The sequence below is a fragment of the Rhodococcus sp. IEGM 1341 genome, assembly GCF_030056895.1.
GTDB lineage: Bacteria > Actinomycetota > Actinomycetes > Mycobacteriales > Mycobacteriaceae > Rhodococcoides.
On sequence record NZ_JASHKV010000007.1, the window covers coordinates 82855 to 95697 of the forward strand.

The window sequence follows — 12843 nt, forward strand, 5'->3', positions numbered from 1 at the left end:
CCTCACCTCGGATTCGCCTGATTCTTGCCTGCCCCTATAGTTCCATCTGACGCCGACAGGCCCCCAGCGGCACCCCCGAATCGATCCCGAGAGCGGCCATGACCAACGCACTTCCCGCAGGTAGATACCCGTCGGGTTCAGGCCCGAGCGGTATTCGACAGGCCCCCAAACGTGCGACGAAGATCGCACTGGTGGCACTGGTCCTGCTGGTCGGACTGGGCGTGGCCTACTACGCGTACAGCAAGTTCTCGGTCAAACCGATCGAGGGCAGTCAGCTCTCGTTCGACATCGTCGACGAGGACACGATGTCGATCAGGTTCAGCGTCACCCGGCAGGATCCCGAGCAGCCCGCTGTCTGCATCGTCCGCGCTCGCTCGCGCGACGGCTCCGAAACCGGCAGGCGCGAGGTGTACATCCCACCGGAGTCGGCGTCCACCACCGTGGAGATGACTACCGAGGTGACGACGTCGGCCGCCCCTGCCGTCGGCGACGTCTACGGCTGCACCCTCGATGTTCCCGAATATTTACGAGCCCGATAGGCGAACTGCCTGTTCGTGGTAAGGTCGGGTCATACACGGCCACCGCAGAAGGTGCCGTGTATTGCTGCATTGCGGGCAGGGTTCACCTGCGAACGATGACGACGGCTCCAGGATGTGGGCCGGCCAAGGGGATCCAACCATTGGAGTCCCCTGTTCGTTGCGTGCCCTACCTGCTCAGAAACCGGAATCCGAGCTCGAGATTCCGACTACGAGGGAGTGATCGAGATGACCGAGACCCAGGTGACCTGGCTTACCCAGGAATCACACGACAGGCTCAAGAGCGAACTCGACCAGCTCATTTCCAATCGCCCCGTCATCGCCGCCGAGATCAACGAGCGTCGCGAAGAGGGCGATCTGAAGGAGAACGGCGGCTACCACGCTGCGCGCGAGGAGCAGGGCCAGCAGGAAGCACGTATCCGCCAGCTGCAGGAGCTGCTCAACAACGCGAAGGTCGGCGAGGCACCCACGCAGTCCGGTGTCGCTCTGCCCGGCTCGGTCGTCAAGGTCTACTACGACGGCGACGAGTCCGATACCGAGACGTTCCTGATCGCCACCCGCGAAGAGGGTGCCCGCGACAACAAGCTCGAGGTGTACTCCCCCGCGTCACCGCTGGGCGGATCGCTCATCGACGCCAAGGTCGGCGACACCCGCGAGTACACGTTGCCCAACGGCAAGACCATGAAGGTCACCCTCGTCAGCGCGGAGCCGTACCACACCTAGGCCTGCTCACGAGAAGACATGAAAGCACCCCCGGTCGCCGAGCGACCGGGGGTGCTTCTCTGTGTGGATGTCAGGCGGTCATCGTCTTCTGGTACTTGCGCACCGACAGCGGCACGAACACCACGAGCATCAACACGACCCAGATCAGGGTGTAGAGAACGGGGTTCTGCAGTGGCCACACCTCCGGCGGCGGTGCCATCGGGTTGGTGTTGCCGAACTGCTCTCGCACCGCCAACGTCACCGACGAGATGGGATTCCATTCCGCGATCGTCTTGAGCACGGTGGGGAAGTTGTCGATCGGGACGAAGGTGTTGGCGATGAACGTCAACGGGAAGATCACGATGAACGACGCGTTGTTGAAGATCTCGGGCGACCGCACGATCAGACCAACCAGGGCCATCACCCACGAGATCGAGTACGCGAACAACAGCAGCAGCACGTACCCCAGCAGGGCGTCGAAGAACGAGGACGTGATGCGCCACCCCACGAGGAGTCCGGTGAGCGACATGATCGTGATGGTGACGAGGTTGTTGCCGACATCCGCTGCGGTCCGCCCGATCACCACAGCCGAGCGTGCCATCGGCAACGACCGGAACCGATCCATCACGCCCTTCTGCAGATCCTCGGCCAGCGACGACCCGGTGAGGGAGGCACCGAAGATCATCGTCTGTACGAAGATGCCGCCCATCAGGAAGCTCTTGTAGTCGATTCCGGGGACATCGATCGCACTGCCGAAGACGTACGCGAACAGCAGGACGAACATGATCGGCGAGAGCGTCGCGAAGAACAGTAGGTCGGGAACTCGCTTGAGCTTGATCAGATTTCGCTTGGTGATGATCGCGGAATCCAGAAGAACGTTGCTCATTTCTCTTCCTCCGCCGTCTCGGGTTCGCCGGTGGTCTGACCGGTCAGACTCAGGAACACATCGTCGAGGTTCGGCCGCCGAAGACCGACGTCGACCACTCCGATTCCGTTGTCCTCCAGCTGGGCCAGCGCCGTGGACAGATCCTTCGATCCCCCGTTGACGGGCATGACGATCCGGCCCACCTGATCGTCGAGGGTGGGTGGCTCGACGCCGATCGGAGCGAGGATCTGCATCGCTCGCTCGGCCTGGGACCGATCGGTCAACACGAATTCGACTCGCTCGCCGCCGGTTTGGGCCTTGAGCTCGTCGGCCGTGCCACGCGCGATGATCTTGCCCTTGTTCAGCACGATGATCGAATCGGCCAACCGGTCGGCCTCCTCGAGGTACTGAGTGGTCAACAGAATGGTCGTGCCGTCGCGAACGAGATCTGCGATGAACTCCCACATGGTGATTCGACTACGTGGATCGAGTCCGGTGGTCGGCTCGTCGAGGAACACCACCCGTGGTCGACCGATCAGGCTGGCCGCGATGTCGAGTCGCCGACGCATACCTCCCGAGTACTGCTTGGCCGTCCGGTCGCGTGCGTATTCCAGGTCGAATCGTGCGAGCAGTTCGTCGGCCCGCTTCTTGGCCTCGGCCTTGCGTAGGCCGAACAGTCGGCCGACCATCTCGAGATTCTCGTACCCGGTCAGGTACTCGTCCACGGCCGCGAACTGACCGGTCAGCCCGATCGTGCTGCGCACCTCGTTGGCCTGCGTCGCCACGTCGAGCCCGAAGATCCGGGCCGAGCCGGATGTCGCTTGCAGCAAGGTGGCGAGAATACGGACCGCCGTGGTCTTTCCCGCACCGTTGGGGCCGAGCACACCCAGCACCGTGCCCTCGGGAACGGTGAAATCGATCCCGTCGAGCGCGACGTTCTTGCCGTACCGAAGTACGAGGTCCTCTACTTCTATAGCGTTCGCCATGGCCCTCTCCCCGTTTCTCTACTGGTCGGTGTAAGGACTTCCGAACGCGTAGAGATTAACCGGTCTTGATCGGACCGGGCGTCCACAGACCCGAACGCTGGACCTCTTCTGCTGTGATCTGCGCCGCCTGCGCCGTTTCGTCGTACGGGATGTACTGCTCGATCGATCCCCAGTCGCGGTCCCAGTCGCCGGCCATATACGACGGGATGGTGCGGGCGGAGGCGACGATGTCGATCCACCCGAGCGGCCCACCGCCGAAGTGGTCCTGCCACGCGTTGGTGATGACGGCACCGCTGCGGTCCGGCAGCACCCGGTACTGCGGAACTTCGGCGACCCCGAGGCGGTGATCGAACGGATGCTGGCAGGGGAAGTTGAAGCCGACCTCCCAGTCCAGCATCACCGGAGCGTCACGGCCGACGACCTCGTTCAACGTCTGGGTACGCGGAACCCGCGGCGGGGTGATCGCCAACCACTGGTCGGAATCTCGATCGTTGTCGGCCAGCACGAGCCGAATCGTGTTGGCACCGTTCGGAATCTGATCCATCGGCACACGCAGGTTGCGCCACGACGGCGTCGGGCCGATGTCGATGGGGGTCACCCGACCCTGCGCCTGCCCGTCGACTCCGTACTCGAGTTCGAGGCTCTGCCCGTACGTGACGATGCCGTCGGAGTCCACCGAGCGGATGCGTCCGGCAGCGGCGATCGAGATCAGGTCGCCGGGATCGGCAGGCAGTACGTACCACCCGGTCGTCAGCGTGGCGGGGGCGTCGGATCCGAACGAACCGAGCACCGGCACAGTGGCCGGATCCAATCCGAACGGCAATGCGCTACCGCCGGTTCCGGCCCCGGTGGTCGACGTCGGCTGCTGCTGCTCGTCGGTGTCGACGGTGTTCGAGGTGCCCGACGCCGAGGACTCCTTGTCTGCGGTGAGGTCGCCCGCCACACCGTCGGGGGTGAACCCGTCGTTCTCTTCGCCCAGCGCGGCGAAGGCATCCCCGGTGACCGGTTGCAGCACATCGGCATTGGGGTTCGTCTCGAGCAACACGTCGTTGGCAAGGCCGCACGTGTCGCCGGCAAGCGCCGAGAGATTCGATTTCGCGACCGAGTACGACGGCCACTGCGCCACGGCACCCTTGGCCATCGACGCGACGGCCACCAGCACTATCAGTGCTGCCCCGACAGCGATCGGCGGCACCGACCACCATCGCGCCATCGGTTTGTCGGTGCGCACGTACGGCGCGCGGAGATGGAACCAGACGGCTGCGAGCAACAGCAGCAGGGTCAGGCCGAGGAACATGGTCGAGATGCCGAGACCGGCAACGAGGATCGGCTTGTCCCAGAACGGAACTCCCCAGGCCGAGACGTACCAGTACCCGTTGGTTCCGGTGAACGCGACGGCCATCACGAACGAGACCGACGCGGCGAACAGCAGTCGGTTGCGCCGCGATCGCAGTACCGCCGCTCCGGTCGCCACGGCTGCGAGCACCGCAACCGATGCGGCGAGTCCGGCGAAGACCCCGAAGTGGTGGGTCCACTTGGTGGGGGTGATCATCATCAAGGCCATAGCCCCGACGGTGATGCCGACGATCCGCCGCGCCGGTCCTGTTGCGGTACCGGGGATCTTGCCGCCCTTGCGCAGCATGGCGACGACGACCGCGATAAGCGAGACGATCATCACGAACACTCCGAAGCGGCGCGCGAGCGAGCCGTCGATGTCCATGTTCATCAGCCACTGGTAGCGCAGGTACTCGTCGAACCAGGCCTGGCTCGGCCCGGCCGCGTTGTGCACTCGCTGCATCTCGAGCATGCCGGCCACGGTCTGGTTGCCGAATGCGAACACCAGAACCACCGTGCCCGACGCGATCAGCGGGGCCAGCAACGTCGCCGCGCCCAAGGCCGTGCTACCGAACTGCCGGGCCCGAGCGACGACGATCTGCAGCACCGGCCTGGCTCCGGCGATCAGCGGTGCGAAGCAGATGAAACCGGAGGGGCCGCACGTGACCGTCAACGCCGCGATGAGTATCGCCGCGGCCGCGGGCAGCAACCTGCGGGTCGCGATCGAGCGCTCCACCGAACACCACGTCAGCAGTACTCCGAGCGCCACGAACGGCTCCGGACGCAGGCCGTTGTTGTACGGCAGCCAGAACGCGAGCAGCACCAGCCCGCCCGTCCACAGGGCAGTCTTCGAGGCGCGAGCAGCAGCACCGAACCGCGGAATCACCTCGCGACTGATGACGAGCCACGCCACGACCGCGCAGATCAGCGTCGGCAGGCGCATCCAGACACTGGCCGTCGAGACGTGCGACATGATTCCGAACATGTCGTACAGCGGCGTACCGAACGGTGTCTCGGGCACACCGAAGTAGCGGAAGTAGTTGGCCATGTACCCGGCGTGATCGGCCGTACGCGCCATGCCCAGCTGGTAACCGTCATCGGAGGTGTTCGCGCCGATCAGATGCCACACCAGCAACGTCCCGATCACCACCGCATCGGCAGCACCGAACGTCCACCAGCGACGCGGCAGGAACCGTCGGGCACGTCGGCCGTCGGACAGGTCGAGGCGGTGCAGCGCCACCAGCGAGATGCCCGTGGCGAGGACCCCGACGATCATCGCGAACCACTTCAGCGCACTGGGTGTGGACGAGAATCGACTGTCGAGCTGCGCTGTCAGCGTCAGACCGTCGACGGTGCCGCGAAGATCGCTGAACACTCCGACCAGCTGCGGCCGAACATCGCCCTCGCGCGTCACGGTGTCGGCACCGGTCAGCCCGACGGTGGTCGCCGTGCCGTTCGAGGTGATCGTCAACGCGCAGTCGTCCGCAGTCGAAGGGCTCAGCTCCGAGACCGGCTTCTCGAGGAGGACGGAATCACGCAACGTCACCTTCAGTTGCGATGCCTCACCACCCGTGACCTCGGCGACGAGACCGTAGCGATAGGCGTCGGGCGATCCCTCGGGCGAGGTGGACAGCAACAGCCCGCCGTCGGGCAACAGATTCGCGGCAGCACACGGGACCGTCGCGTCGACGCTGATCGGGGTGTATCCGACGAGTGGAGCCTCGACACTGGCGATCGTGTCCGACTGCGGCCACGTCAGGGAGGACTGTTGCTGCTCGATCGGCAACAGCGGTATCGCGATCGTCAGCAGGATTCCCAGGACTGCGGAGACGATCGCGACGAGCCGAGCCATGCAAATATCTCCCACCGATGTCCTGGTCCAAGTCGCTGATCAAGGTACCAGCCGGGGTCGAGCGGACCCGGCACGCTGATCGTGCCGAAATGTGCTCGACGTAGAACAGTTTCCTTCCGACCGATACACCGATTCGGACAACCTTCGCTGTGGCACACTCAGCCCGATGATCAGCCCGATGACGGTGCATGTCGACGACACCGGTGCTGATTCCATCGCCGTCCGAATAACGACCCCATCGGGTGTCGAAGTGCGTGTGAGAACCGAGTCGAATTACTCGCTGGACCATTCCTCCACCCCCTGGCTTCCGCCACTCCTGACAGCCGGGATGCGCAAAGGGTGGGATATCGCTTTCGACGGCCCCGTGGATTCGACCGCACTTCGAGGTGCATCCGAGGCTCAGAAGATCTTCCAGGACTGGTATCCCAAGCGTTTTCGAGAGGTATCGATGTCGGCGGAACCCGGCCGCGTCGCCACCGGCGCGACGGGAGTGGGTTGTTTCTTCAGCGGTGGCGTCGACAGCTTCTACTCGGCAATCATGGAATCCGACCGCATCACCCACCTGGTCTTCGTGCATGGTTTCGATATCGGTATCGACGACGAGAGTTTGGCGGCCAGAGCCTTGGCCGGAGCCCGAGAGTCGGCGGCGGAATTGGGAAAGCCGTTGATCGAGGTGAAGACCACGATCAGGTCGGCCTTCGCCGACCGACTGCCTCTCGATTGGGGATACGACTTCCACGGTGCCGCGTTGGCGCACGTCGGTCTGGCGTTGTCGCAGCACCTGAGCACCGTCATCATCCCGTCCTCGAACTGCCGCGAGGAACTCGCACCGTGGGGCTCTCATCCCGACCTCGACCCGTTGTGGTCGAGTAGCTCGGTCGCCTTCGAGCATCACGAACTCGATCTGCACCGTTTGGGCAAAATTCGTCGAATCGGCGAGAACCGGACCGCGATGAACCATTTGCGGGTCTGCTGGGAGAACCTCGACGGGGAATTCAATTGCGGCCGATGTGCCAAATGCGTTCGCACCCAGATCGGGCTGGCGGCCGCGGGTGCGCGGTGCACGACTTTCCCCGAAACCATGGATGTGCGCGCTGTGGCTCGAATGCACATGAGAAGCCGCGATCGCGGCTACCTGAGAACCTCACTCGCGGCGATGCACGATGCCGGTGTCACCGACACAGAACTGCAGCGGGCCGTGAACACAGCAATACGCCGAAGCCATTGGACCCCGGCGCTTCTCTACGTGCGTAGTGCAGGTTCGTATATCGGCCAGGTGATCCGTCGAAGTCTGCGGCGTTGAATCGGTTGTGTCGACCAGCAGGTCAGTTCTCCACGTGCACTGCGTATCCGGCCGCACCGAGAGCATCGAGCACCGAGCCGCGGTGGTCCGGTCCGCGGGTCTCGACGGTCAACATCACGTCGACCTCCTCGAGCCCCAGGCGTCCGCCCGTACGGGAGTGGACGACGTCGACAACGCTGGCACCGGCGTCGCGCACCACGCCGAGCACCCCGGTGAGTCCGCCCGGCTTGTCCGAAATCGTCACGCGCACAGCGAGATAGCGTCCACCCGCCCGGAGACCATGAGTGATGACGTGGGTGAGCAGCAGCGGGTCGATGTTTCCGCCGGAGAGGACGGCGCACACCGAACCGGTCAATCCGAGCTCGTCCGCGGAATGCGTCATCAGCGCTGCCACCGCTGCCGCCCCGGCCGGTTCCACGATCAGTTTCGCGCGTTCGATGCACAGCACCAACGCCCGCGACAGCGCATCCTCGCTGACGGTCACCACGTCGTCGACCCATCCCTGCACGTGATCGAAGGGCACCGATCCGGGCAGGCCGATCGCGATGCCGTCGGCCATCGTCGACATCGATGTCAACGCGATCGGATGACCCGCCTTCAGCGATGCAGGCCACGCGGCAGCACCCTCGGCCTGCACGCCGACGATCCTGATACCGGGCTTGGTCAGCTTCACCGCCGCGGCGACACCGGCCAACAGTCCACCGCCGCCGGTGGGGATCACGATGGTGCCGACGTCCGGCATCTGCTGCAGCAGTTCGGTACCCAACGTCGCCTGCCCCGCGACGATGTCGAGGTGGTCGAACGGATGAATGAGAGTGGCACCGGTGCGTTCGGCGAATTCCCTCGCCGACTTCAGCGCCTCGTCCACCGTGTTGCCCACCAGATGAACAGTCGCGCCGTAGGCCTTGGTGGCGACGAGCTTCGGTAGCGACACGCCTACCGGCATGAACACCGTCGAGTCGATCCCCACCTGCGAGGCGGCCCACGCCACACCCTGAGCGTGATTGCCCGCGCTGGCCGCGACGACACCGCGGGCGCGCTGCTCGGCGTCGAGCCGGGCAATGCGGTTGTACGCCCCGCGCGGCTTGAACGATCCGGTGCGCTGCAGGTTCTCGCACTTGAGCCGCACCTCGTGGCCGGTCAGGTCCGACAGAATTCGCGAGGCCACCACAGGGGTCCGGCGCATGACCGGCTCCAAAAGCTCCTCGGCCGACGCGATATCCGACGCGGTCACCCGCACAATTTCCGACACGGTCGCAGTATGCCAGGAACAATTACTCTCGTGACGTCATCCGCCACCGGTCGTCACTACAGTTGTGGAGCGCGTGCCGCACCACGGCGAGCCGCGACGGGCGCAAAGGATTCTCTGAAAATGACGCAGGCTGGATCCGACGAGGTCGACGACGGCCGCGAGATGCGTGGCAGCGTCGAGATCAAGGATCGGGCCATGTCGCGGACTGCCATCGCGGCGGCATCGAAGGATCCTCGGGTCACGCGCACCACCGGCGGCTTGTCGCGACTGACCGGGCGAGAACTCCCCCGCGCCGACGTCACCCTCGGCGAGGACACGATTGCCGTCAACCTCTACATCGGGGTGACCTGGCCGTCGCAGATCACCGAGGTGACCGAATCCGTGCACGCCACCGTCGAGGCCGCGTTGGCGACGATGACGGGCCTGCACGTGCATCGAGTGAACGTCCTGGTATCGGACACCACACTGGACACCGGCCCCTCGCCCACCTCGAATACCGAAGCATCGCAGCCCATCTCACCTCGACCACCCACTGCTGGCCCGGCCGCGATGCCGTTGGCACTGTTGTTCGGGTTCGCCCTCCTCGGTGTGGCCTTTGTCGCCGGCCGGGAATTCCTGATCGCACACGGCAACCTCGGTGGTAGCCCGTGGATCGCCGACGCGGTGTCCTGGATCTCCCGATTGCACTGGCAGAGTTGGATGATCGCCGCCGCGACCGGAGCCGCCGTCGTCGGGTTGTTCGTCGTGTTCATCGGGGTCAAGCCCCGAACGAAGACGCATTCCGGCCTGGGCGAGTCGGCGTCGACCGTGTGGGCCACGCCGACCGACATCGCTCGATTGTGCAGTGCTGCAGCACAGTCGACCCGCGGAGTCGTCGACGCGCACACCGTCGTCACCCGGAAGAAGATCGAAGTTCGGGTAGAGCGTGACGCTGCGTACGATGCCGACCGTATCGACGTCGGCGTGCGCGAGGCACTCGCTCCTGTGCTGTCCGTTGCTGCGGGCGAGCGCCGGCTGACGGTGAAGCAGTCGGTGGCAGCACCGACGAGGGTCTCGTGATGAAGACCTTCGTTGCCGGTGTCGACCGACTCCTCGCCATCGCGGCCGGGGCCGGGTTGATCGCGGGAGGTAGCTTCGCGCTGGCCTGGCATTACGACGTCCCCTGGGCACGAGAGATGCTCTCTCGCTTCGATCGTGCGCGAATCGCCGCCCTACCGGAACAGGGCTGGTGGGTGCCGACCCTGGCCGTGGTCGGCTGCATCTCCGTTGTCCTGGCACTGCTTCTGTTGGTCGGCAACTTCTCTCCGCGCACGACCGGAACGGCAAGCGTCATCGAGAAGCCCCACTTCTCGGCGCACGTGGACCTGAGCGCCATCGCGTCGGGCGTCGCCGCGGAGCTGGCCGAGTTCCCCGGTGTCCGACGCGCCCGCGGTACGGCGATCGACGATCGGGGAATGCCCACCATCACCGTATCGGTCCATGCTGCAGCCGATTTCGATGTCGTGGCCTTCACCGCCCGAGCCGAAGCCCGTGCCGCCTTCGTGGCCGAATCACTCGCCGGTGCACACGTCGCCACTCGCATTCAACTGCACGTCGACAAGCGGCGGTAGCGCGGCCGCGCAGCGTTGCGACAGGCCTGGCCACCTGTCCCTTCTGTCGGATTCACCGGTACGGTGTCGATACACGGCCCGAAGCAGGGAAGATCCGCGGAGCTCGACTCGAGTGGAAGGGAGTCCGCCTCGATGGGGCGTAGGAACGGCGACTGGCTGTTGATTCTTCTCGAACCGGATTCGGTGGCGTGCGTGGTGGCGGTAGGGACGACGCAGAAGAGCAAGGTTCCCATGGCGGTGTTCCTGAGGAGGTCGTCCGACTCGATCCACGCACGCGATGCGGTTGCTCGGTGCGCAGAATCGGGCAGGGATGTGGACACCGAATGCGGGCCGGGCAGGTACGTGTCGGCTCGTCCGATTCTCGGTGACGACGGTACGGTCCAGGCGGTGTGGGCCAGACTGCATCCGGGCACGTGCGACTCTCCGCCGTCGAATGCTTGGGCCTTTCGCTGGAATCTGACTCGCGGCACTGCCCACTCCAAGGACTCCCCGGCGCTGAATGCCGATGTGGCGCACTTGTCGGTAGCAGAAGCGATGGCAACGTTGGATTTCGGATTGCGAGCCACCGACGTCCTCGCGATGCTGGTATCCAGCACAGTCGGCGACACAGTGGATCTCGACGCCACTCAGCGTTGGACCACGGACGAGCTACATCGAATTCGCGTGCTGGCGCACACCACCGTCGAAGGGGAAGCTCGTCACCTGCGCGGCATCGCAATCGACCGCGGTCCGTTCGTCATGAACCATCCATCCCCTACCGGAGTCCAGGAGACGATGAGCGGGCTCGTAGCGGGTGCCTCGGTCATCGCACGACGCCACACCGCAATAGTCGATCTGTCCACCCTGGAGACCTTGTACTGGCACGGCCCGCCGCCACCGTCCATCGCCTGGAATCTCGACCCGACCGACCCGCGACCGCGAGTGCACCCGGACGACGACGGAGCAGTCGACGCACTCGCGAAATCAGTGTCCCGGGCCGACGGCGCAGGAGACGAACCGAGCATCACCGTCCGGTTCAGAGACCGAAACGGTGGCTACACCACCCACTCGGTGACCGCGTGCGCTCTGCCGATTCTCCCTGACGACGAAGAACCTCGGCTCGCGCTGGTGACGGTGACCGAGGCCTGTATCTGATCGCGCGCAGCGCTGGCGCTTCGGCACCGACGGGTTTAAAGTTCGGTGTGTTACGCAAAGACTCGGTCAACGAGGCGTAACCCGCGACCTACCTTGTGTCTCTCGGGATGGTCCGCACAACTACAGATCGCCGGACGAGCGTGCGCTCTCGTTCCAGGCCGATCCCATCGAGTACGCAACCGGCCCATATCCGTTGTGGCCCCATATTCGTTGTGGCACTGCACCCGGCTCGGTCCGAACGACAGCCACCATCACGTCGCCGAATCGCCCCCCTACTCACGAACGGGAGACATCATGAACCGCATTTCTGCTCGGACTCGCACCGCATCCATCGCCCTGATCGCCGGCTCGATGATCGCCGTGACGTCGATGAGCGGAGCCGCTGTTGCTCTTGCTCAACCCGCGCCACCCGCGGTGTCCGCCACCGTCGAGGAATTCGTCCCCGTGAGCGCAGAAGAAGTTGCCTCGCTCAATGCTTCGCTGGCAGAACAGGGCCGCAATCCACTCCCCGCCGGCACAGCCGGCTTTCAGATCAGCGATGATGCGACTGTGACGATCGTCGACGAGACCGGCAAGGTCCTCGACCGGCAGCCGACTCCCACGGGACCTCAGGCCCGTGGAGTCACCGATGAAATCAAGCGAGTAGTCGGTGCCTGCCTCGGAATCGACTTCTTCGGCGCAGTCGGTGCTTGGGAGGCGATCGAAAGCCAGGTGAACTCGTGGGACAAGGCTGCCAAGTTCGTCCTGAGGCGAGTCGGCCTGATCGCGGCATTGTCCTGCGGCGGCGGAATATTCGCGGAGTACCTACTCTGACACGCCCTTCTCCCCAGGAAAGGAACGATTGCCATGACAGCTCCCACCCGAAACAAGTTCGAGCGATGGTCCGGCGGGATGCCCCTCGCCGCCCCGGTGGCATTCGGGGCAGTGCTGTTGATCGCCAGTGTCTCGTCGAAGCTCGGTGGCAGCTCCCTCTTCTTCTTCGCCCCTCTGGCCCTCGTCACCTCGGGAACGATGGTCTGGCTCGGAGCCCGACGTGATCCGACGCGAGACCACCTCGCTCACGTCACCGTCGGGTCGGGACTGCTGGTGGGATGCGGCGTCGTCGTCGCCGTGTGTGGTCTCGCAGGCGGACTGATGCTGGACTCACCGACGTTCTGGGCGTCCATAGCCGTCGTTGCAGCAATTGCGGCACCGATCAGCGCAGGCATCAGTCCATTCTCGTCGCCGAGGGGCTAGTGCCTGCGGCAGTGGTTCGGTTATGTGCCGGC

12 protein-coding genes are annotated in these 12843 nt (G+C 64.8%); 8 read left to right on the forward strand and 4 right to left on the reverse strand.

Features of this window, described 5'->3' with window-relative positions:
• The first annotated feature begins 98 nt into the window (after positions 1-98).
• Complete coding sequence (locus QM615_RS16355) at positions 99-539, forward strand: DUF4307 domain-containing protein (protein WP_068052817.1); 441 nt, start codon at positions 99-101, stop codon at positions 537-539.
• 225 nt (positions 540-764) lie between these two features.
• Positions 765-1259: a transcription elongation factor GreA gene (gene greA / locus QM615_RS16360; protein ID WP_032394210.1), complete on the forward strand. Its 495-nt coding sequence runs from the start codon at positions 765-767 to the stop codon at positions 1257-1259.
• Positions 1260-1329: 70 nt separating this feature from the next.
• Here greA and QM615_RS16365 read toward each other — a convergent pair whose 3' ends face one another.
• Genes QM615_RS16365 through QM615_RS16375 form a run of 3 tightly spaced genes read right to left on the reverse strand, consistent with a single transcriptional unit; the run spans position 1330 to position 6276 of the window.
• Positions 1330-2124 carry an ABC transporter permease gene (locus QM615_RS16365; protein WP_094669390.1) on the reverse strand — a complete coding sequence of 265 codons (795 nt, stop codon included), beginning with the start codon at positions 2122-2124 and terminating at the stop codon, positions 1330-1332.
• The gene (locus QM615_RS16370; protein ID WP_068052812.1) at positions 2121-3089 is read right to left on the reverse strand and encodes an ATP-binding cassette domain-containing protein; all 969 of its coding nucleotides are present in this window, start codon (positions 3087-3089) and stop codon (positions 2121-2123) included. The genes QM615_RS16365 and QM615_RS16370 overlap by 4 nt, the downstream gene beginning before the upstream one ends.
• Before the next feature lie 55 nt (positions 3090-3144).
• On the reverse strand, positions 3145-6276 hold the full coding sequence (locus tag QM615_RS16375; RefSeq protein WP_149407544.1) for an arabinosyltransferase domain-containing protein: 3132 nt from the start codon (positions 6274-6276) through the stop codon (positions 3145-3147).
• 166 nt (positions 6277-6442) lie between these two features.
• On the opposite strand from QM615_RS16375, the gene QM615_RS16380 reads away from it, so the two are divergent.
• Positions 6443-7579 carry an adenine nucleotide alpha hydrolase family protein gene (locus QM615_RS16380; protein WP_188078810.1) on the forward strand — a complete coding sequence of 379 codons (1137 nt, stop codon included), beginning with the start codon at positions 6443-6445 and terminating at the stop codon, positions 7577-7579.
• Between the two features lie 22 nt (positions 7580-7601).
• Here QM615_RS16380 and ilvA read toward each other — a convergent pair whose 3' ends face one another.
• On the reverse strand, positions 7602-8765 hold the full coding sequence (ilvA, locus tag QM615_RS16385) for a threonine ammonia-lyase (protein ID WP_218829037.1): 1164 nt from the start codon (positions 8763-8765) through the stop codon (positions 7602-7604).
• Positions 8766-8951: 186 nt separating this feature from the next.
• On the opposite strand from ilvA, the gene QM615_RS16390 reads away from it, so the two are divergent.
• The 5 genes from QM615_RS16390 (at position 8952) to QM615_RS16410 (ending at position 12811) form a co-directional block, all read left to right on the forward strand.
• Positions 8952-9890 (forward strand): DUF6286 domain-containing Asp23/Gls24 family envelope stress response protein, encoded by a 939-nt coding sequence (locus QM615_RS16390; protein ID WP_188078809.1) that lies wholly within the window; start codon positions 8952-8954, stop codon positions 9888-9890.
• Positions 9890-10441 (forward strand): hypothetical protein, encoded by a 552-nt coding sequence (locus QM615_RS16395; protein ID WP_149407542.1) that lies wholly within the window; start codon positions 9890-9892, stop codon positions 10439-10441. Before QM615_RS16390 ends, QM615_RS16395 begins: the two co-directional genes overlap by 1 nt.
• A gap of 132 nt (positions 10442-10573) precedes the next feature.
• Positions 10574-11575, forward strand: a complete 1002-nt coding sequence (locus tag QM615_RS16400) for a GAF domain-containing protein (protein WP_149407541.1) — start codon at positions 10574-10576, stop codon at positions 11573-11575.
• A 294-nt stretch (positions 11576-11869) separates the two neighbouring features.
• On the forward strand, positions 11870-12388 hold the full coding sequence (locus QM615_RS16405) for a hypothetical protein (protein ID WP_149407540.1): 519 nt from the start codon (positions 11870-11872) through the stop codon (positions 12386-12388).
• A 33-nt stretch (positions 12389-12421) separates the two neighbouring features.
• Positions 12422-12811, forward strand: coding sequence for a hypothetical protein (locus QM615_RS16410; protein ID WP_149407539.1), 390 nt, complete (start codon positions 12422-12424; stop codon positions 12809-12811).
• The last annotated feature ends 32 nt before the right edge of the window (positions 12812-12843 follow it).